This window comes from Kribbella flavida DSM 17836 (genome assembly GCF_000024345.1).
GTDB classification, from domain to species: domain Bacteria; phylum Actinomycetota; class Actinomycetes; order Propionibacteriales; family Kribbellaceae; genus Kribbella; species Kribbella flavida.
In genome coordinates, this window is the sequence record NC_013729.1 from 212693 (window position 1) to 232564 (window position 19872).

At 71.2% G+C, this 19872-nt stretch carries 19 protein-coding genes, 1 tRNA gene and 2 pseudogenes; 7 read left to right on the forward strand and 15 right to left on the reverse strand.

The window, feature by feature from the left end:
- The first annotated feature begins 53 nt into the window (after positions 1 to 53).
- The gene (locus KFLA_RS01015) at positions 54 to 857 is read left to right on the forward strand and encodes an HAD family hydrolase (RefSeq protein WP_041289089.1); all 804 of its coding nucleotides are present in this window, start codon (positions 54 to 56) and stop codon (positions 855 to 857) included.
- A gap of 3 nt (positions 858 to 860) precedes the next feature.
- Here the strand turns inward: KFLA_RS01015 and KFLA_RS01020 are convergent, their stop codons facing one another.
- From KFLA_RS01020 to KFLA_RS01050, 8 genes and pseudogenes are all read right to left on the reverse strand, one after another.
- Positions 861 to 1469 (reverse strand): bacterial proteasome activator family protein, encoded by a 609-nt coding sequence (locus KFLA_RS01020; RefSeq protein WP_012917891.1) that lies wholly within the window; start codon positions 1467 to 1469, stop codon positions 861 to 863.
- Positions 1470 to 1543: 74 nt separating this feature from the next.
- The gene (locus KFLA_RS01025; RefSeq protein WP_012917892.1) at positions 1544 to 2080 is read right to left on the reverse strand and encodes a CGNR zinc finger domain-containing protein; all 537 of its coding nucleotides are present in this window, start codon (positions 2078 to 2080) and stop codon (positions 1544 to 1546) included.
- 244 nt (positions 2081 to 2324) lie between these two features.
- Positions 2325 to 4973, reverse strand: coding sequence for an FtsX-like permease family protein (locus tag KFLA_RS01030; RefSeq protein ID WP_012917893.1), 2649 nt, complete (start codon positions 4971 to 4973; stop codon positions 2325 to 2327).
- Positions 4962 to 5689: pseudogene (locus KFLA_RS01035) on the reverse strand (ABC transporter ATP-binding protein); the annotation flags it as partial. The gene KFLA_RS01030 and the pseudogene KFLA_RS01035, both read right to left, overlap by 12 nt.
- Positions 5686 to 6273, reverse strand: a complete 588-nt coding sequence (locus KFLA_RS01040; RefSeq protein ID WP_012917895.1) for a PadR family transcriptional regulator — start codon at positions 6271 to 6273, stop codon at positions 5686 to 5688. The pseudogene KFLA_RS01035 and the gene KFLA_RS01040, both read right to left, overlap by 4 nt.
- Positions 6274 to 6327: 54 nt before the next feature.
- Positions 6328 to 6453, reverse strand: coding sequence for a hypothetical protein (locus KFLA_RS39240; RefSeq protein WP_272941281.1), 126 nt, complete (start codon positions 6451 to 6453; stop codon positions 6328 to 6330).
- A 172-nt stretch (positions 6454 to 6625) separates the two neighbouring features.
- A pseudogene (locus tag KFLA_RS39575) lies at positions 6626 to 6703 on the reverse strand (hypothetical protein); the annotation flags it as partial.
- 25 nt (positions 6704 to 6728) lie between these two features.
- On the reverse strand, positions 6729 to 7301 hold the full coding sequence (locus KFLA_RS01050; RefSeq protein ID WP_012917896.1) for a TetR/AcrR family transcriptional regulator: 573 nt from the start codon (positions 7299 to 7301) through the stop codon (positions 6729 to 6731).
- Between the two features lie 75 nt (positions 7302 to 7376).
- Between KFLA_RS01050 and KFLA_RS01055 the strand changes: the two genes are divergently transcribed.
- A complete protein-coding gene (locus KFLA_RS01055) occupies positions 7377 to 7790 on the forward strand; it encodes a VOC family protein (RefSeq protein WP_012917897.1) in 414 nt (137 codons plus the stop codon).
- 60 nt (positions 7791 to 7850) lie between these two features.
- Here KFLA_RS01055 and KFLA_RS01060 read toward each other — a convergent pair whose 3' ends face one another.
- From KFLA_RS01060 to KFLA_RS01075, 4 genes are read right to left on the reverse strand one after another with little or no spacing between them, the layout of a single operon-like run.
- Positions 7851 to 8828 (reverse strand): NAD(P)H-quinone oxidoreductase, encoded by a 978-nt coding sequence (locus KFLA_RS01060; protein WP_012917898.1) that lies wholly within the window; start codon positions 8826 to 8828, stop codon positions 7851 to 7853.
- A gap of 5 nt (positions 8829 to 8833) precedes the next feature.
- The gene (locus tag KFLA_RS01065; RefSeq protein ID WP_012917899.1) at positions 8834 to 9763 is read right to left on the reverse strand and encodes a phosphotransferase family protein; all 930 of its coding nucleotides are present in this window, start codon (positions 9761 to 9763) and stop codon (positions 8834 to 8836) included.
- Between the two features lie 39 nt (positions 9764 to 9802).
- Positions 9803 to 10360 carry a molybdenum cofactor guanylyltransferase gene (gene mobA / locus KFLA_RS01070; protein WP_041289090.1) on the reverse strand — a complete coding sequence of 186 codons (558 nt, stop codon included), beginning with the start codon at positions 10358 to 10360 and terminating at the stop codon, positions 9803 to 9805.
- A 53-nt stretch (positions 10361 to 10413) separates the two neighbouring features.
- Positions 10414 to 11205 carry a carbon-nitrogen hydrolase family protein gene (locus KFLA_RS01075; RefSeq protein WP_148256522.1) on the reverse strand — a complete coding sequence of 264 codons (792 nt, stop codon included), beginning with the start codon at positions 11203 to 11205 and terminating at the stop codon, positions 10414 to 10416.
- Between the two features lie 94 nt (positions 11206 to 11299).
- Here KFLA_RS01075 and cobC point away from each other — a divergent pair, with 94 nt between their 5' ends.
- From cobC to KFLA_RS35225, 4 genes are all read left to right on the forward strand, one after another.
- Positions 11300 to 12418 (forward strand): Rv2231c family histidinol phosphate aminotransferase CobC, encoded by a 1119-nt coding sequence (cobC, locus tag KFLA_RS01080; RefSeq protein ID WP_012917902.1) that lies wholly within the window; start codon positions 11300 to 11302, stop codon positions 12416 to 12418.
- Positions 12419 to 12529: 111 nt separating this feature from the next.
- Positions 12530 to 13009 (forward strand): hypothetical protein, encoded by a 480-nt coding sequence (locus KFLA_RS01085; protein WP_012917903.1) that lies wholly within the window; start codon positions 12530 to 12532, stop codon positions 13007 to 13009.
- The gene (locus KFLA_RS01090; RefSeq protein ID WP_012917904.1) at positions 13006 to 14283 is read left to right on the forward strand and encodes a cupin domain-containing protein; all 1278 of its coding nucleotides are present in this window, start codon (positions 13006 to 13008) and stop codon (positions 14281 to 14283) included. Before KFLA_RS01085 ends, KFLA_RS01090 begins: the two co-directional genes overlap by 4 nt.
- A gap of 311 nt (positions 14284 to 14594) precedes the next feature.
- Positions 14595 to 16043, forward strand: a complete 1449-nt coding sequence (locus KFLA_RS35225) for a sucrase ferredoxin (RefSeq protein WP_012917905.1) — start codon at positions 14595 to 14597, stop codon at positions 16041 to 16043.
- An 889-nt stretch (positions 16044 to 16932) separates the two neighbouring features.
- On the opposite strand, the gene KFLA_RS01100 is transcribed toward KFLA_RS35225, so the two are convergent.
- Together KFLA_RS01100 and KFLA_RS01105 are read right to left on the reverse strand one after the other, a co-directional pair.
- Positions 16933 to 17541: a gamma carbonic anhydrase family protein gene (locus KFLA_RS01100; RefSeq protein ID WP_012917906.1), complete on the reverse strand. Its 609-nt coding sequence runs from the start codon at positions 17539 to 17541 to the stop codon at positions 16933 to 16935.
- A gap of 252 nt (positions 17542 to 17793) precedes the next feature.
- Positions 17794 to 19011, reverse strand: a complete 1218-nt coding sequence (locus KFLA_RS01105; RefSeq protein ID WP_012917907.1) for an MFS transporter — start codon at positions 19009 to 19011, stop codon at positions 17794 to 17796.
- 174 nt (positions 19012 to 19185) lie between these two features.
- Here KFLA_RS01105 and KFLA_RS01110 point away from each other — a divergent pair.
- Positions 19186 to 19274 (forward strand) — tRNA-Ser (locus tag KFLA_RS01110).
- A 109-nt stretch (positions 19275 to 19383) separates the two neighbouring features.
- On the opposite strand, the gene KFLA_RS01115 is transcribed toward KFLA_RS01110, so the two are convergent.
- The gene (locus KFLA_RS01115; RefSeq protein WP_012917908.1) at positions 19384 to 19866 is read right to left on the reverse strand and encodes a MarR family winged helix-turn-helix transcriptional regulator; all 483 of its coding nucleotides are present in this window, start codon (positions 19864 to 19866) and stop codon (positions 19384 to 19386) included.
- Positions 19867 to 19872: the final 6 nt, after the last annotated feature.

The following is a 19872-nucleotide window of genomic DNA, read 5'->3' on the forward strand; positions in this document are numbered from 1 at the left end:
CGATGACTTGCCCAGACGGTAAGGGGGATCGCGGGAGCCGTTACGGTAGGCGGGTGTCAGACCGTGAAACCCCCCGCCTGGTGGCCACCGATCTCGACGGGACCTTGGTCCGCGACGACGGCACCGTCTCCGCCCGCACCCGCGCGGCCGTGCTCGCGATCCAGCAGGCCGGCGCGGTCTTCGTGATGGTCACCGCCCGGCCGCCGCGCTGGTTGCACGACCTGGCCGACCTGGTCGGCGCGCACGGCGTGGCGATTGTTGCCAACGGCGCCATTCTGTACGACGTCGGCCGGCGCCGGGCGATCCGGACCCGGCTGATCGATCCGGCCGTCGGCCTGGAAGTGGCCCGGGCGATCCGGGACGAGGTGCCGGACGTGGAGTTCGCGATCGAGCGATCGGACCGCTACGGACAGGAACCGCACTACCTGAACCGCTGGCCCCGCCCCGAGAACACCTTGATCGCCGGGATCGAGGAACTGCTGGCCGAGCCGGCCGCGAAGCTGCTCGTCCGGCACCGGAGTCTGCACTCCGACGAATTGCTGGCCCGGGTCGCGCCGCTGGTCGGCGAGCGGGTCGCGGCCAGCCACAGCGGCGGTCACGGCCTGGTGGAGATCGCCGCGAGCGGGGTGTCGAAGGCCGCGATGCTGGCCGATTTCGCCGCAGAACAAGGAATTTCCGCCGCCGAGACGATCGCGTTCGGCGACTCGCTGAACGACCTGCCGATGCTCGCCTGGGCCGGTACGTCGTACGGCGTGGCGAACGCGCATCCCGAGGTGCTGGCCGTCGTCGACCAGGTGTGCCGGACAAACGACGAGGACGGTGTCGCCACCGTCCTCGAAGAGTTGTTCAACCTCTAGTTGCTACAGGTACATCCCGCCGCTGCCCGGGCCGTCGGTGCGGCCGGTGGCCTGCGGGCCGCCCGGGAACGGGCTGTCCTCGGGCGTCAGCTGCTGACCGCCGGGCAGTGCGCGCCGCATCTGCTCCAGCTGCTGGCGAGCGGCCATCTGCTGGGCGAACAGCGCCGTCTGGATGCCGTGGAACAGGCCCTCCAGCCAGCCCACCAGCTGGGCCTGCGCGATCCGCAGTTCGGCCTCGGTCGGCGTGCTGTCGTCGGTGAAGTCGAGGCTCAGCCGCTCCAGCTCCTCGACCAGCTCCGGCGCCAGACCGCTCTCCAGCTCCTTGATCGAGGCAGCGTGGATCGACTTCAGCCGCTGCCGGGAGGCCTCGTCCAGGGGAGCGGCCTTCACCTCTTCGAGCAGCTGGCGAATCATGTTCCCGACCCGCATCACCTTGGCCGGCTGCTCCACCAGCTCCGTCACCGAGCGTGGTCCGTCGGACTGCTCGTCGTGCTCGCCACGCGGCGGGCCCTCGACCGCCATCCCGTCCGGGCCGACGATCAGCACCTTGCCGTCCTCGGTCCGTGTCCCCGCCATCGGAACTTCCTGGCCCTCGTTGCTGCTCTCACTCATCTTGTCATCCTAGAAGCTGGCCGAAGTCCCGCCCGTCAGGGATGCGGTACCCCGATCCGCCGGGCGAACGCAGGTCACACCCGCTGGGCGCGGGCGCGGTGCCGGCGGACGGCGTCCCGGTTGGAGCAGGCGGGGCTGCAGTAGCGCTGCCGGCCGCTGCGCGACAGGTCGGCGTACACGGTGTCGCAGCCGTCGGTGGAGCAGCGGCCGAGGCGGCTGATGCCGCGGCCGGCCAGGTGCAGCGCGGTGCCGGTGCTGATCAGCGTCGCCACCAGCCGCCCGACCGGTACGTCGTCGGGCCGGTAGTGCACGTGCCAGCCGTCGCCGGCGTGGTTGGTGAGCCGGGGATGCTCGGTGTACTTGGCGAGCATCGCGTTCACCAGCGCGACCCGTTCGTGCTCGTCGGTCGCGTCCACCACCGCGAGCCACTCGTCCAGCGCGACCCGGACGGCGGCGAGGTCGGCCGCGGTCACCTGGCGGTCGCGGACCAGGCGGCTCTCGACGCCGCTCTGCTCGCAGCGGGTGGCCAGCTCGTCGGGACTGTGGGCGGGGTCGGTGGCCAGGTTCACCGCGAGCAGGACCGCATCGGCGCCGTAAGGGTTGAGATGCATAATCCCATTACATCACGATGGCCGTATGACCCCCACACCCGAAGTCCACCGGCATCGCTGGCGGGTGGCGTCGGCCCACCCGGTCAGCGCCGGCCTGGTCGTCTACCGCCAGTGCTCCTGCGGCCAGTGGCAGGTGACCACCACCCCGCCGGAACCGGTCGCCGAAACCACTGCTCGCCGGACCGGCCTCCGCATAGTAGGTGCTTGAGGCAACAAAACGGGGGATGGTCCGGCGAGCCGCCGATCAGTTCAGCCGGCTGACCATCGGCAACCGCGACCGGGTCAGCAGCCACGCGAGCAGCCCGGCCAGCAACGGCACCAGCACGACGATCCCGGCGATCTCCCGCCACGGCACCGCGAAGTACGGCGAACCGAACGCCGCGTGCGCGGTATAGCCGTAGAGGGCGCCCACGCCGACTCCCAGCAGGCAGCCGATCTGGCCGAGCATCCAGGCCTGCGCGGCGGCCAGGCTGCGCCTCCGGCGCGGTGGTGCGCCGACCGCGGCCAGGGTGGCGAGGTCGGCGCGCCCCTCCGCCGCCGACAGCGACACCGAGATCGCGACCCCGAGCAGCGTGACCACCGACGCCGCGGCCAGGATGCCCGCGAACCAGTACTTCGCGGGGCTCTGGTAGCCGCGTTCGATCAGCAAGGCGTCGTCCTGGCCGAGTGCCACGGCCGCCGCGGACAGTTGGTCCTCGGTCGGCTCCCGGTTGAGCTCGAAGTGGACCTGCACCACCTGAACCTTGCCGAGCTTGGCCGCCGCCGCGGGGCTGATCAGCGAGGAGGTGCGGAACTGGCCGACGTTCGGCGTACCGGGAACGTAGGCCGCCGGGTGCCCGAAGGTGGGCGGGTTCGGCTCACCGGTCTCCTGCAGCAGGGCGGCTTTGCCGTTCGTCACCTGGTCGGCGGCCGGGACCACGATGCGGCCGGCCCGGAGCTCCGCCGCCGCCCGCGGGCCGTAGCCCTCGAAGCGCTCGAGGTGCGCCGGGTCGACGGCGAGCAGCATCGCGCCGGACACCCCGCTGGCGCTGTCAGGGCTGCCTTTGGTCGCCAGCACGGGCAGGTAGTCGCCGGTTCGCTGCGCGGAGTAGTGGGAGACGGTGCCCAGCGAGTAGGTGTCCTTGACGGGCAGCAGTTTCGCGACGCGCTCGACCAGTGCCGGCGAGTAGGTGACCGCAGTCGGTCCGCCGGTGCCGAACCGGATCAGAGCGTCACCGTGCCGGGCGCTCGGCACGTACTGCTCGGCTTCGGCTGCGAGCGCGTTCGAGACCGCGAACGCGGCCGCCGAGGTCGCGGCCACCGCCATCATGATCGCCGCGGCCGCCGGACCGGTGCGGTGCCGGTGCCGGGCCGCGTCGCGAACGGCGAGGCGTCCGCTCAGCGGCAGCATCCGGGCCAGGCCGGCCACCTTGGCGACCAGGCCGGGCAGCATCCACACGAGCGCGGCAATGACGGCGGTGATCCCGAGCAGCACCAGGGCGATCGGACCGGTCGGGGTCGCGGTCGGCTGGTAGAGATCGCTGGTCGCGTTCTCCTTGGCCTGCTGGTAAACGGCGCCGATCAGTCCGCTGCCGACCAGGGCGCAGGTGATGCCGGCGAGCAGCAGGGCCACGGAGACCGGGCGGATCCGGCCGGATGCCGTGGTGGCGGCGAACCGGCCGGACAAGGCGGCCATCGGCGCCTGCCGGCCGGCGCTGATCGCCGGGACGACCGCGGCGGCCAGGCCCGCGCCCAGCCCGAGCAGACAGATCACGGCCACCCGCAGCCAGGGAATCTGCCAGCCGGTGAACACGGTCGAAGTCATCCGCTCCCACAGCGGTTCGCCTGTGAAGACGGCGACCATGGCCAGTCCGGCTCCGGCCCCGGCGCCGACGACCCCGGCGAAGAGGCCCTGCGCCAGCACCACCCGGCGGACGTCGCGTGCGGTCCCACCGGTGGCGGTGATCAGGCCGAGCTCGCGGGTCTGCCGCCGGGCACCGACCGCGAACGCCGTACCGGCCAGCAGCACGATCTCCAGCACGCCGAAGCCGATGATCAGCGCCGTCACCGCGATGGCGCTGCTGTCCTGGCTGGTCGACTGAGGCCCGAACGGGGGATCGACGACATTTGCCCTGGGCAACACCCTGATGCCCTGCCCGTGCAGCGGGCGGACCAGGGTGACCGGGTCGACGGTGTCCGGCAGGTCGGCGAGGTACCGCACGGACGAGGTCGTGGCGACCGGAACCAGCGCCGTGTTCGGAACCGCGAAGACGGTCGGTGTCCCAGGCCGGATCAGAGTGCGGGCCAGGCCGACGACCGCGACCTGACGACCCGCACTGGTGGTGATCGTCGCGCCGGTCCGCAGCTGGTCGCCGTCCAGCAGGCCGAAATGCCGGGCGAGCGACGGCGAGACCGCGACCTCTCCGTCGGTGGCCGGCATCCGGCCGCTGTCCAGCCGGTAGGTGCCCGCGGTCAGCGCACTGCGGCCGTCGCCAGTGACGACAGCCACCGTGCTGTTCGCTCCCGGCCCGCGCAGGTCGACCATGCCGGACTCGTGGAACGCCCGGGCCAGCTGAGTCCCCGGCGGCAGCAACGGCCGTGGGTCGAAAGTCGCCGGGTGCCGGACCGGGTCCTCGGCTCCGTCCGCGGGCATCGGCTCGCCGGTCTCCAGTGACGGCTCGGCCCAGAACGCCCCGAACGCCTTGTACGGCGAGACGTCGACGCGGGCATCGGCGGACCCGAGCTCCCGGGCGGCGAGCATCTCTCCGGTCGGGCTCGCGGTCCGGTAGACGACGCCGAACCAGGTCGCGACGAACACCGGAAGACCGATCAGCGCCGCCACCAGCAGGGTCCGGCCGAGGGCGCGCCGCGTCGTACGGCGGGCGATCCGCAGCGGAGGTCCCCAGGTGCCCATCAGTGGGTGCCCTGCAGCAGCACGTCGGCGTCGGGCAGCGGGCCGGACTGGCCTACCAGGACACCATCGCGCAGGTAGACGACCCGGTCCGCCCAGGCGGCGTGCCGGGCGTCGTGGGTGACGAGGATCCCGGCGATGCCGTGCTGGTCGCAGCGGTCGCGGAGCAGCTGGAGTACGGCCTCGCCGGTGTCGGAGTCCAGCGCGCCGGTCGGCTCGTCGGCGAGCAGCAGCCGGCGGTCACCGACGATCGCGCGGGCGATCGCCACCCGCTGCCGCTGGCCACCGGACATGTCGTCGGGAAACCGGTCGGCCAGCTCGCCGATGGCCACCTCCGTCAGCGCCGCCTCGGCATGCTTGCGGGCCGTGCGGGCCCGGACGCCGTCGAGCTCCAGCGGCAGCGCCACGTTCTCGGCGGCGGTGAGCGCCGGAATCAGGTTGAAGTCCTGGAAGACGTAGCCGATCAGCCGCCGGCGCAGGGCGGCGACCGCGGACCGCTTGAGCGTGGTGATGTCGGTGCCGTCGACGAGGACCTCGCCGCGGGTCGGCTGGTCGAGCCCGCCGGCGCAGGTCAGCAAGGTGGACTTGCCGGAGCCGGACGGGCCCATCACGGCGACCAGCTCGCCGGCCGCGACGGCGAGGTCGACGTCCCGCAGCGCGTGCACGGCCTGCTCGCCGGTGCCGTGTACCCGGGTCAACTGGCGGAGATCGAGAATCATCGCCGCGCCTCCGCTTCGGTCTCGTCCTGCTCCGGTACGCCGGCCGTGACCGGCCGCGCGGTGGACTGGCGGTGCCGCGACAGCATCGCCTCGCAGTGATCCAGCCAGCGGATCTCAGCCTCGGCGGCGAAGATCATCGACTCGACGACCAGCAGCCACGAGATGCTGCCGTCGCGGCTGTTCCGCTTCAGCCGGGTCAGCTCCTGCAGCGACTCCATCGTGGCCAACCGCTGGCGCTGCACCACGGCCGCCACGTTCACGCCCGGAACGGCAAGGGCCAGGGCGAGCTTGATCGCCAGCTCGTCCCGCGGCCGCGACTCGCGGGTCACCGGCGTCTCGAACCAGCTGACCAGCTCGTCGCGGCCGGCGGCGGTGATCTCGTACCGCGACCGCCCGTCGCCGTCGCCCGCTCCGGTGGCCGGCTGCACCAGGCCGTCGCGCTCGAGCCGGGTCAGGGTGGTGTAGACCTGCCCGATGTTCAACGGCCAGGTGGAGCCGGTGGCGGCCTCGAACTCCGCCCGCAGCTGGTAGCCGTACTTGGCGTCGGCCTGGAGCAGGGCGAGCAGTCCGTGTTTGATCGACATAGATACTGAGTATGCATACCCGGTATCCACCGGTCAATGCGTCGCCCGGTGCGTTCAGTCCGCGCTGCGCACCAGGTGGGTGATGCCGGCCGGGTTGGTGATCCAGTGGCCGTCGCTGCCTGCGGGCAGGGGTTCGAGCTCGTCCTGCGGGTGGATCCCGTGGGACGCCAGATGTTCCATCGCCGCGAACACATCCGGCGTGAACAGCTCCAGCCACAGGTCGGCTCGGGCGTAGTTGTCGACCTGGTCCAGCCAGAGCGTGACCGGGCCGAACTTGAGCGACGCACAGCGCGGTACGGGCGTCGACCACGTGCGGGCCGGACTCGTCGACCACCTCGAATCCCAGCACGTCGCGGTAGAACGCGACGGTCCGGTCGAAGTCGGCCTTGGGCAGTTTCATCGCGAGGTTCAAGCCGCCGGTGAAGTCCATGCCTCGCAGTCTATATAAGTTGGCGCTAAATTTCACGGGTCAGCCGGCGGACGAGTCGGGCCACGGTGGCGTCGACGTCGTACGGGTGGCCGGTGCCGGGGGTGAGTTGGTCGAGCACCAGACCGTCGATGGCGAAGTGCAGCAGACGGATCTCCTCGGCACCGCCGGGCAGGCCGGCGTTGAGGTGGAACGACACGTCGGCGTCGAACCCCTGGCGCAGCGTGCGCGTGAGGATCTCGTGCAGCTCGGGCCGGCGGGCCGCTTCCAGGCGAAGCTCGAACAGCGCGAGCGGCAGTTCGGGGTGACCGAGCAGGCGCTCGACGATGTAGCGCACGTAGTCGACGACGAGGTCGACCGACGGCTCGCGTGAGGCCAGTGGGGCGAGCCGGTCGCCGGTGGGCGCGAGTCGCTCGAAGATGCGCTCACCGAGTGCGCCGAGCAGTGCGTCGCGGGTCCGGAAGTAGTTGGAGGCCGTGCCCGCCGGCAGGCCGGCGGCCGCGTCGACGGCACGGTGGGTGAGGCCGCGCGCACCGGCCTCGGCGATCACCGCCAGGCCGGCGTCCGCGAGCTGGGTGCGGCGTTCTGGGTTGCGGGGCATGTTGACAACCTAGCAGTCGACCACTACAAATGTCGTTGTCAACCACGACAGTTGTAGTGAAACCCGAGGAGCTCTATGCAACCCGCCGCCTTCGGCGCCACCGTCGTCACCGCGCGTCCGGCCGAGGTCGCCGCGTTCTACACCCAGTACTTCGACCTGGCCGTGACCGTCGACCTGGGCTGGTTCGTCTGCCTGCGCCGCGGCGAGTCGGACTGGGAGCTGGCCATCTGCGAACGCGGTCACAGCTCCGTCCCGGCCGCGGTCTCGGCCACCACCGAGAGCTCGAACGTCTTCGGCTTCGTCGTCGACGACGCCGACAAGGTCGCCGCCCGGCTGACCGACGGCAGCGTCGAGCTCGCCACCGAGGTCGTCACCGAGCCGTGGGGTCAGCGGCACTTCTACGTCCGGGACCCTGAGGGCACCTGGCTGGACGTCATCCAGCTCGTCGCGCCCGACCCCGACTGGGTGGCCGCGAACACGCCGTCATGACCGAGCAGTTCGTCCTGCGTACCGGTGGCGACCGGCCATCGGTACGCAGGACGGCAAGGATCAGAGGGTGAGCAGGACCTTGCCGGTCTGGGCGGACTGCTCCAGCGCCTCGTGCGCCTGGGCGACCTGCTCCAGCGGGAAGATGCCGTGCACGATCGGGCGGACCTTCTTCGCCTCGACCAGCGGCCACACGTGGCCGACCACCTCGGCCAGGATCCGGCCCTTGTCCTCGACCGAGCGGGCCCGCAGGCCGGTGGCGGTGATCGAGCCGCGGCGGGCCATCAGCCGGCCCAGGTCGAGCTCGCCCTTCACGCCGCCCTGCAGGCCGATCACCACGATCCGGCCGTCGAAGGCGAGCGACTTCACGTTGTCGGGCAGGTACTTCGCGCCCATGATGTCGAGGATCACGTCCGCGCCGGCCTGGCCGGTCGCCTCCTTGACCACCGACGCCCACTCGGCTTCCTTGTAGTTGATCGCGACGTCCGCGCCGAGCCGGGTGCAGAACTCCATCTTGTCCGCGCTGCCGACCGTGCAGAGCACCCGGGCACCGTGCGCGACCGCGAGCTGGATCGCCATCGTGCCGATCCCCGACGCGCCGCCGTGCACGAGCAGCGTCTCGCCGTGCTTGAGGTGCGCGGTCATGAACACGTTCGACCAGACCGTCGCGACCACCTCCGGCAGCGCCGCGGCACTGACCAGGTCGATGCCCGCCGGCACCGGCATCACCTGCGGAGCCGGGACCACCACCTTCTCGGCGTACCCGCCGCCGGCCAGCAGGGCGCAGCACTCGTCACCGACGGACCAGCCCTCGACCTCGGAGCCGATCGCGCTGATCCGGCCGGACACCTCCAGGCCGATCGTGCCGGGCGCACCGGGCGGCGGTGGGTAGTGGCCCTGCCGCTGCAGCAGGTCGGCCCGGTTGACCCCGGCCGCGACCACGTCGATGACCACCTCGTCGACGGCCACCTTCGGGTCCTCGATCTCGCCGACCGTCAGCACCTCGACGCCACCGGCACCCTCACACACGACAGCACGCATGCCACTCACCGTACTGCGTCCGGCCGTCCCGCGACGCGACTCGTCCCCAGCAGCGAGACCAGGTCGGCGGCGATGGACTCCAGCGGATCGATGACGCCTATCAGCCGGAACCAGTCCCATAGCTCGAGCGCGTGGTAGAGGCGGTACACGGCGGTGCGCTCCACCCAGTCCGACGGGAGTTCGCCGTACCCGGTGAGCAGGCCGCTGAGCTTGGCCTGGTCGTTCTTGATCGAGTAGTACTGCGTTTTCGCCAGATCGATCAGGGGATCGGCGGCGATCGCGTTCTCGACGTCGACGATGCCCTGCACCTGCCAGGTGTCCGGATCCACCAGCACGTTGCCCTCATGGAAGTCGTTGTGGCACAGCACCGGTCTGCTGCTGGAGGCGAACAGGCCGCTGTGCTGTTCGACGTACTCGGTCAGTCGGGCGTGCAGCGCCCGATCGCCGCCGAGCTCCTCGAACTCCTGCAGCTTCTTGGCGAACTGCCGGCGCATGTACGCGTCGTTGCTCGGCAGCGGCTCGAGCACTTCGTCGGTCAGATAGCCGTACGCCGGCTGCGGGATCCGGTGGATCGCGGTGAGCAGCTCGCCCAGTTGCTTGTAGACGACCTGGTAGTCCGGCGCCGTGGTCTCGCAAAGCGGGACGCCGGTCAGCATCGTCATCACGGTGAACGCGTGGGTCTCACCTTCGGGCTCCGCGTGGACGACCTGCGGGATCGCGGTGCCGAGGTGAGGTGCCAGGAGGTCGTAGACGTGAATTTCCTTGGCCTGCTTCCAGGCCCATTCGGGGGAGTAAAGCTTGATAATCAGCGGCGCGGCGGCGATCCGGCGTACCTCGAAGACGGTGGCGAGCTGACCGCCGGAGCGGGGCAGGACCTCGGCGATCTCGCTGCGGGGTGCGGCTTTGTGCAGCAGGGCGGCGATGTCGTGCTCCATCCGGCCACCGTAGGAGTTCGCCGGGTTCGCGGCGACAGGTTATTCGGCGGCGGTGGTGGGGTCGTCGAGGTCGGCCCAGGTGTCGACGTCGCTGCCGGCGCGGGTCGGTTCGCTCCAGCGCATGGTGAACCCGGCGAACAGCCTGCGCACGGACTGGTCCCGCGGGTCGCCGATCTCCGCCAGCGCCCGCTCCAGCGCCGTACGCCGGTACGCCGCCGCGAGTGGTTGCTCACGGCCCCCATCGTCGCGGAGGCCGTGGCCGTCGTGCCCGGCGATTCCGTCGACCAGTGCGGCGACGTCGGCCCCGGTCAGCCACGGCAGGTCGCACGACACCAGGACGATGACCGGCGCCGAGCCGTGTCCCAGACCGGCCGCGATGCCGGCGACGGGTCCGCCGGAGGCGGGGTGCTCTTGAGTCCAGGTGACCGGGCGGGCTGTCGGGCGGATCGGCCCGACGACTACCGTCGTTTCGGCTCGAATGGTTGCCGTCAGCACTCGATCGAGCAGTGAAACGCCTTCCAGGACAAGGGTGGCCTTGTCCACACCGCCGAACCGACGCGACGCGCCACCGGCCAGGACCAACGCGTCGAACGGCATCAACGAATCCGGGTGGGGTTGATGGTCGTGCGGGGTCAGCGGGTCGGACGGCATCAGCGGGGCGCGACGGTGAAGCGCCGGTTCTGCAGGGACGGGTTGCGCTGGCGGATCTCGGCCAGCCGATCGGCGGAGATTTCGGCGGTGGCGAACCCGTCCGCTTCACCGACCGCCGCGACGGCGACGCCCTGCGGGTCCAGGACCTGGCTCAAGCCCGAGTACTTCCGGCCGTTCTGCGCGGCGGCCGCGACGTAGCAGGTGTTCTCGATCGCGCGGGCCGTGAGCAGCGTCGCCCAGTGATGCTCCTTCAGCGGTCCGCGGACCCACGCCGCCGGTACGACGAGCACCTCGGCGCCGGCGTCGACCAGAGCGCGGGACAGCTCGGGGAAGCGCAGGTCGTAACACGTCATCAGCCCGAACCCGACGCCGCCGATCCGGACCACTACGGGGGCGACGTTGCCGGGGGTCAGTTGGTCGGACTCGCGGTACCCGAACGCGTCGTACAGGTGGATCTTGCGGTACGCGCCGAGCAGCTCGCCGTCGGCGCCGACCGCGAGCAGCGTGTTGTACGGCCGGGCCTCGTCGCAGCTCCGCTCGAACATGCCGGCCACGATCGCGGTGCCGTGCTCCAGCGCGCACTTGCGCAACGTACTGACGAACTCACCGTCGAGCGCCTCGGCCAGCCCGCCGACCGATCCGCCCTCGACCGCGAAGTCGGCCATCATCGCCTCGGGCAGCACGACGAGATCCGGCCGCCCCGCCGCCGCCTCGGCGACCCAGCGCACCACCGCTTCCCGGTTGGCCGCCTTGTCGTCGGTACTGGCGGTCTGCACCACAGCGATCTTCACCTTTCCATGGTGCCGCATCCCGGCCCGGTCCGCCGCAGACCCGTCCGCCCAGCGTGGCTCAGGCGGGCGGACAGCGGCGGGTTAGCCTCCTGGGGTGACTGTGGACGGTTTCGACCTGGATCATCACGGCGATCTCGAAGTCGGCGACGGCCTCGTGGACCTCGCGGTCAACGTGCGAGCCGGTACTCCGCCACCCTGGCTGGTCGACGAGATCGCCGCCGGCCTGACCGACCTCGCCGCCTACCCACGCGCCGACGCCGCGACCGCCGCAACCGCCGCGCGCCACGGGTGCTCGCCGGATCAGGTCCTGCTCACCGCCGGAGCGGCCGAGGCCTTCGTCCTCGTCGCGCGCGCCTTTCGCCCTCGCCACGCAGTGGTCGTCCACCCGCAGTTCACCGAACCCGAATCGGCCCTCCGCTCGGCCGGACACCTGGTCGACCGCGTCATCCTGCGCCCCGAGAACGGCTTCGTCCTGGCCCCCGGCGCCATCCCCGCCGACGCCGACCTGGTCGTCATCGGCAACCCCACGAACCCGACCTCGGTCCTGCACCCCGCCGACACCCTGCGCGAACTGGCCCGCCCCGACCGCATCCTCGTCGTCGACGAAGCCTTCATGGACGCCGTGCCCGGCGAACCCGAGTCACTGGTCGGCGCGGGCATCCCCGGCCTCGTCGTCATCCGCAGCCTGACCAAGACCTGGGGCCTCGCGGGCCTTCGCGTCGGCTACGTCGTCGCCGCGCCCCCGCTGATCGACCAGCTGGCCGCCGTGCAGCCCCACTGGCCTGTCTCCACACCAGCTCTTGCCGCCGCCATCGCTTGCACGACTCCCCGCGCCACCACCGAGGCGGCCCAGGCTGCCGCCGATTTCGACGCCCAACGCAAGCACCTCCTCGCCGGTCTGCTGAACTGTCCCGAGGCGGAGCTCGACACCCGGGCCGGCGACCAGCCGCACGGCAGTACGGCGTACGGGGGCGAAGCGGTGCGGGTGTCGCGTGACGGGAGGGTGGCTGTTCACGGCGTCCCCCGGGCGCCCTTCGTGCTGGTGCGGATCGACGGTGCGGAACAGCTTCGCCAACAGTTGCGGGAGCGCGGTTTCGCCGTCCGGCGCGGCGACACCTTCCCCGGGCTGGGTGCCGACTGGCTGCGAATCGCCGTCCGCCCGGAGGTGGTGACCGACGCGTTCCTGAAGGCCTGGCGCGACGTCCTCGGCTGAGCGGCGCGATCGCCGCCGAACCGACGACCCGCTGTGATCCGGACAGGGTTTAGTCCGGGTCTACTGTGCGCACAGGACAACCACGCAAGCACACTCGAAGGGAGCAGCATCATGGGTCTGAACGACGACGACATGACGACCTCGGCCGGCAACGGCGAGGGTCTGGCCGACGGAGGCGCGACACCAGGTGCGACCGACGGCGGTGCTGACGGTGGAGCGGACACCGGTGCGGGGCGCGGCAACCAGTCCGGCGGCTACGGCCAGATGTCCGAAGAAGGCACCGCGGACGGCGGCGCCGCCCCGGGCGTGAGCGACGGCGGTGCGGACGGTGGCGCCGGCGGCGGGTCGGAGGGCCCGGCGGACGGCGGAGCATCGCCGGGGACCCAGGACGGCGGAGCCGACAGCGGCGCCGGCGGCGGCTCGGAAGGCACCGCGGACGGCGGCGCGTCACCGGGCGTCAGTGACGGTGGCGCCGACGGCGGCGCGGACAGTGGCGCCGGCAACGGCGAAGGACCGGCGGACGGTGGAGCCGACCCGAACGCGACCGACGGCGGCGCGGACGGCGGTGCCCAGAACTCCGGAAGCTGGTGAGTGCAGTGCCGGAGACCGGGCCACAGCCGGACCAGCGCCCGGCTCTCCGGCGCTGCGTCGCGGGTGATCCCGAGGAGTTCGCGAGCAACTACTGGGGTTCGCGGGCTCTGCTGTCCCCTGCCGCCGAGCTTGCCGGCGGCGGGGGCGCGCCGGCTTCGGAGGTGTCCGGCTTCAGCGACCTCTTCAGCTTGGACGCCGTCGACGAACTGCTCTCCCGCCGCGGACTCCGTACGCCGTTCCTGCGCATCGCCAAGAACGGCTCGGTGGTCGGCGACAACCAGTTCACCGGGCCCGGCGGTGTCGGCGCGGAGATCGGTGACCAGGTGCAGGACGACAAGGTCGCCGCGTTGTTCGCGAGCGGCCACACCGTCGTACTGCAGGCGCTGCATCGCACCTGGCCGCCTCTGGTCGACTTTGCGACACAGTTGTCGTCCGAGGCCGGGCATCCGGTGCAGATCAACGCTTACATCACGCCTGCGGAGTCCCAGGGGTTCTCGGCGCACTACGACGTACATGACGTCTTCGTCTTACAGGTAGCCGGTGAGAAGCACTGGACGGTGCATGAGCCCGTTCATGTCGACCCGCTGCGCAACCAGCCGTGGACAGACCACTCCAAGGCCGTCGCTGAGGCTGCCAGCACCGAGCAGCCGGTAGTCGACGCCGTACTGCGCCCCGGCGACGCGCTCTACGTCCCGCGCGGCTTCCTGCACTCCGCCAAGGCGCTCGGTGGCGTCAGCGCCCACCTGACGGTCGGTCTGCACACCATGACGCGCTATCTGCTCGTCCAGGAGCTCGCGGCCCTTGCTGCGAACGTCCCCGACCTCCGCAGCGCCCTCCCACTCGGCTTCGACCCCGGCGACCCACACCAGCTCGCCCCGGAGCTCGAGAAGGTCGTCGCCCTCTTCGCCGAACACCTCCAGACGGCAACGGCCGACGACCTCACCGACCGCCTGCGCCGTCGTACCTGGTCCGGCAACCGCCCGGCGCCGCTCGCCCCCTTGGCCCACGCCGCCACCATCGCGAACCTCGCCGTCGGCGACACCCTCCGCCTCCGCCCTGGCCTGCGCCACCGCCTGGTCCCCGGCGACCCGGTGCTGCTCCACCTCCCCGACCGCACCATCTCCTTCCCAGCCAACACCGCCGAAGCCGTCACGCAGGCCTGCTCCGGCACCCCCTTCGCAGTAGGCGACCTTCCGGGCCTTTCCTCCGAGGACCAGCTGGTCCTCACCCGCCGCCTCCTCAAAGAAGCCGTGCTGGTCGCGAGCCCTACGTGACCCCAGCAACCCCCACCCCGCCCACTTCGCCCAACTCGAAGCCGGGCAGTTCGACCGCCAAACACCTGCCCGCTCGTCCCACGCTGCAAGCCCAACACCCCACAGCCGCCTGGGATCCCCAACCCTCCGCCCCGCCCGCGAAGCCGGCCGGACCAGCACCAGCGTCCGGTCCGCACACCGAGCCGACGCGCTCGGCGCCGGCCTCCGGACCGCCTGCGCGATCGGCGTCGGCTTCCGGCTCGGCGCGGTCGACGTCGGCCTCCGGGCCACATGCCGGCTCGAGGTGGTCGGCGTCCGCCCCCGGAACGCAGGTGGAGCCGGCGCAGTCGGCATCAGGCTCCGACGTAGGGCCGGCGCGCTCGGCGTCAGCCACGGGGTCGCCTGCGGAACGGGCGCGCTCGGCGTCGGCGTCTGCACCTGCTGACCGCTATCGCCCCGAGACCGGCTGTGCCGCCTCGGCGGAGGGGCGCGGTGACTCGCTCATCGCCTCGGCACCCCCGGCCGAGCGCTGGCTGCTGATCGAACACAACGGCGCCTGGCCCCGCGCCGCCCTCACCGCCCTCCGCCGAACCCCGCCCACCGCCTCCGGCGAAGCCACCAACCCCACCGCCTCCGGCGAAGCCACCAACCCCACCGCCGACGACCCCATCCGCGCCGAGCCCGCCCCCGACGACCTGGCCGCCGAAGTCGCCCGCCTGTGTACGGCAGCCCGCTGCCGCCCGGTCCTCATCCGCCGCCACGGCCGCGCAGCCGGCACCGAACCGCGCCGCTGGATGCTGGTCGACAGCCGCCCCGGCCACGAATCCATCCGCCAGGGCCACCTCCCCACCGACGAACACCTGCTGAAAGTCCTCTCCGGCGCAGACCCCGGCACCCCCACCACAGACCCGATCTATCTCGTCTGCACCCACGGCCGCCACGACGCCTGCTGCGCCGTCCGCGGCCGCCCAGCCGCAGCCGCCCTCGCCGCCGCGTACCCCGACCGCACCTGGGAATGCAGCCACATCGGCGGCGACCGCTTCGCCGCCAACCTGGTCTTCCTCCCGCACAGCCTCTTCTACGGCCACGTCCCACCCGCCGAGGCCGTTCGCCTCGCCCAGGCGTACGACGAAGGCCACATCGTCCCCGCCTACTACCGAGGCTCGGGCGCCCACCTCCCCGCAGTCCAGGCAGCCCAACACTTCGCCCGCACCGCCGGCCACTCGCTGTCCGTCAACGCCCTTCACCCTGTGCACCTCACCGAGCCAACCCCGAACCACTGGCGCATATCCCTCGCCGCCAACTCCGCCGAGAACCGCACCAGCCCAACCGGTTCTGCCGAGGCCATCGCCGAAGCCGACACTGCCCCCGTAGTCGACACTGCCCCCGAAGCCGACGCTGCCGCCGTAGTCGACACTGCCCCCGAAGCCGACGCTGCCGCCGTAGTCGACACTGCCCCCGAAGCCGACGCTGCCGCCGTAGCCGAAAGCCCCCCGCCTCGTGCCAGCCTCCTCACGAGCGACGCCATCGGTGCAGTCGAGACCACCTCGAGAGAAGCGACGACTCCGGCCGACGGCTCCACGAACTCCACCGACGGATCTAGCCGGGCTGCTGAAAGTCGTCCCGGGGACGGTGGTGGACTGCAAATCGTCGTCGAGGTTCGCGCTCGACTGGTCACCATCGACGGGCAGATGACCTGCGCCGCCCGTCCCCCCGGGCAGGTCCGCCAGTTCACCCTCGAAGGTCCAGTACGCGTAGAGCCGCGAGACTCCACGGAGTAGTTCCCTTCCAGCCGGCCGACCACCGGGTTCGCGCCGCGCCGCGACACTCCTGCATAGTTCACGTCGAGCCGGCCGCTGCACGGGGTTGGCGAGGTGCCGCACAACTTGCGGCGTGGTGGTGTCGAGCCGGCGGCTGCACGGGGATTCGCGCCCCGCCCCCACTCACGGCGTAGTGGGGGTCGAGCCGAGACACTCGCTGCAGAATCCGAGGCACTCCGCGCCCGCTGATCCGGATCGCCCGTGGCCCTTGTCCCGGTGGATGACCCGCGTATGGAAACGGGCCGCCCGAGTGAATGAACATGGCGCGATAGTGGGAGCGCGCGGTCGTCGAGCGTGCAATGGCTACGACCCGCAGCTCAGGCCCAGCGGAGCCGGGTAGTTCTCGTCCGCGCGGTCTCCGCGCGGTCTCCGCGGGGAGGTGAGAGTTCGCGTGTGCGTCCGAGGTTCTCCGCCGGGGTACTTCGCGTGTGCGCGAGGTTCTCCGCAGGACTCGTTCGTGTGGGCGCCCGGGGGTGCCCCGCAGGGTCGTTCGTGTGGGCGCTCAGGGGGTTCTCCACGGGGTGTAGTTCGCGTGGGCGCCCAAGGGTCCCCCGGGATGGATCGCTTGCTCGGCCCCAGGCCTGACCGTCGGCGCACCCCAGGCTGATCGACCACGACGGCTCGGTCGTGCTGGCCACGGGCTCGGCTGACAGGACGGGCCGCTGTGCAGCCACCTGGTCGCAGTGCTCAGCCGTCCAGCCGCTCCGCGGCGCAGCAACCTGGTCACCGCACTCGGCCGGCCGGCCGCTCCGCCGGGTATTCCGTGAGCGGCGAGTGCCACGGAGTCGTCCGGTGCGAGCCGCGCGCTCTGCAACGCACTACGCCTGAAGAAGGCGCGAAGTGAGTGGAGCTAGCTGCTTCGGGGATCGTCGAGCAGGCGGTCCTCCCGGTGGGATCCGTAGTAGGTGGACTGGCGCGCCATGACCTCCTGCATCGGCGTGCCGCGCGGTACGCCGTACACCGTGCCGGGGAAGTCCAGCGCACCCTGGACCGCCCACAGTTCCTCGTGCCGGTCGGGCGAGAAGAGTTGGGCGGGGTCACCGGCCGCGATCCAGCCGATCGGCAGGACCGTACCGGGGGTGAGCCGGGAGTTGACGTGCAGCACACTGTTGATCCGCAGTTCGGAGCCGGCGCCCACGACCGAACCGGGGAACAGCGCGGCGCCCGTGGCGAGGAACGCTTCGTCCTCGACCGTGGCGCCGTTCACGTGACAGTGCGGACCGACCAGCACCGCGTCACCGATCAGCGCGGGGTGAGCCGCCCGGCCGCGGACCAGGGCGTTCTCCATCACCACGCTGTTCGTACCGATCCTGACCTCACCGTCCTCGGCGGTCAGGACCGCGCCGTGCAGGACCCGCGAGCCTTCGCCCAGGACGACCGCTCCGCACAGCACCGCCGACGGTGCGACGTACGCGGACTCAGGGACGACCGGCTGACGGCCGCGATGTTCCAGCAGCATGGGGTGTGTCCTCTCCTCGTCTACCTCCTCGACCTTCCTGAGCAGCTTCCACCGTTGGGCCCTGTCTCCTCCAGCGCCCGGGTCCTCACTCCCCGGGCGGCCATCGCCCGGTACCGGCCGTCCACGTCGGAGGTGGGAGGTTCGGCCGCTCGGGCGAAGGTCTGGGTTGGAAGGAGAACCGCGAGCCAACAAGGAAGACATTAGAACACCTGTTCGAACAGATGCAAGAAATCCTGACGGCTCAGCAGGTGGTCAGCTACGCCGCGTCGTGGCCTGCGGCAGCACCCGGTCGAGCACCAGGATCGTGCCCGCCGCGACCAGGGCCAGGAGCGAGATCGCCAGCCACGGGAATTCCCGGCGTACCTCGAACAGCTGGGCGAAGAAGGCCGGTACCAGCACGCTGGCGAAGGTGAAGGAGTACTGCCAGTACGAGAGATACTTCCCGCGGCCGCGCTCCGGCGCGATCGCTGCCGCAAGCGCGTTCGACGTAGCCGCGTGCAAGACGTCTGCCGCTGCGAAGACCGCTGTCCCCAGCAACAGCACGGGCACCACCAGTCCGGCAGGGAGGTGCAGCAACCCAGCCATCATCACGCCCCACACTGCCCAGAGCAGTCCGGCCACGATCATCACGTTCGTACGCCGCCGCTTCTCCGTGTGCCGCACCACCAGCGTCTGTCCGGTCGCCAGCACCACGGAGACCGCCGCCAGCAGCACTCCGACGAGCCACTTCGGAGCCGGCAGCGCCTCGCTCACGTACACCGGCAGGCCGATTCCCATCAGCATCGTGCAGAGCGCCAGGATGGTGTTCGCGCCGATCAGCACCAGGAACGGCCTGTCCTTGCGCAGCAGCGGCGCCGGCCCGCTGTCCTCGGCCGATCTGGCCGCGTGACCGGCGTGGATCCGCAGCAGCAACAGGCCTGCGACGAAGAAGGTCGCCGCGTTCAAGGCCATCGCGATCAGGAACGGCCGATCCCCGTCGAAGGTCAGCAGCGCACCGGCCGCCAGCGCGCCGAGTCCGAAACCGCCGGCCTGCATCATGCCGCCGAGCCCGAACCACCGATCGCGGTCCCCCGCGTCGGACACGTCCGACAGCAGGCTGAAGACTGACGACCAGAACACCCGCTGGCCGGTTGTCGTGACCAGCGCGCAGAGGAACAGCAACCAGGTCGACCTCCCGAAGAAGAACCCGGCGAACGCCAGCCCCTGGGCGAACTGGGCCCCGATCACCAGGTTGCGCGGTCCCACCCGGTCGATCACCTGACCGACCACTGCGGGCGCCGCGATGGAGAACAGCGTCGCAACGGTCAGCAGCAGCCCTGCAGTACCGAGCGGAATATCGGCGACCCGCACGAAGAAGAGCAGCAGCAGGGGACCCGCGCAACCACCCCCGAAGGAGTCGATCGCCAGTCCGGCGAGAAGCGGGATACGCCCGCGCACGTTGGGCAGGCCGAGCGTCGCGGCAGAAGGCATGGTGAAGGACTCCGATCTCGGCCGTCGAGCGTAACAATCCGGCCCGCCGCTCTCCACACCTTTACTGGCCACCGCAACCCTTGCCAGGCGCCGCCCGGCCACCCCACCATCCCGAGCCCACCGTGGCCGCCCGCTATCCTCGACCATCGGTGGGTCCGCACTCCGGCCCCGCCTGGAGGGTTCGCATAGTGGCCGAGTGCGCTGGTCTTGAAAACCGGTATGGCGGGTGACCGTCATCGTGGGTTCGAATCCCACACCCTCCGCTCGGGGACGGCCAACGGGGTGGCCGCTCGCTGGCGAAAGCGCGTCGACGTTGCCGGCGCCCCTACGGTGTGTGGGTGCCGGCTGGTCCTCAGCTGGGGCGGTTTCTCGCTAGGCGGGCTGCTCGGTGATGCCCTGTGCCGACCAGCCGGGCGAATTGAGGCGGATCACATTCTCGCCCACCAGCGATCGCAGCGAGTGCTCGAGCGACTCGATCGAATCCCTGCCCACCTGGCGTTCCCACTCGTCGCGCAGCTCGTTGAAGATCGCCTCGCCCTCGCGCAGCAGGGTCATGCCCTGCTCCGTCACGCGCAGCCGCAGCTTTCTCCGGTCGTTCGGGTCCACCTCGCGTACCACCCAGTCGCGTTCCTCCAGGATGCCGATCGTTCTGGCAGCAGCCTGTTTCGTGACCGCCATCGCCCGCCCGAGCTCGGACGCATTGTCGGCTCCGCCGAGAATCGAGTGCAGGGCGAAGTCGTGAACCGGCCGGAAGTCCTCGTAGCCACGGTTCGCCAGTTCGACGGTGGCGCGGTCGGCGAGCGTACGGAACGCGGCCAGCAGCAGGAGCGCGAGATCACCACCACGACGAGTCACGATTTC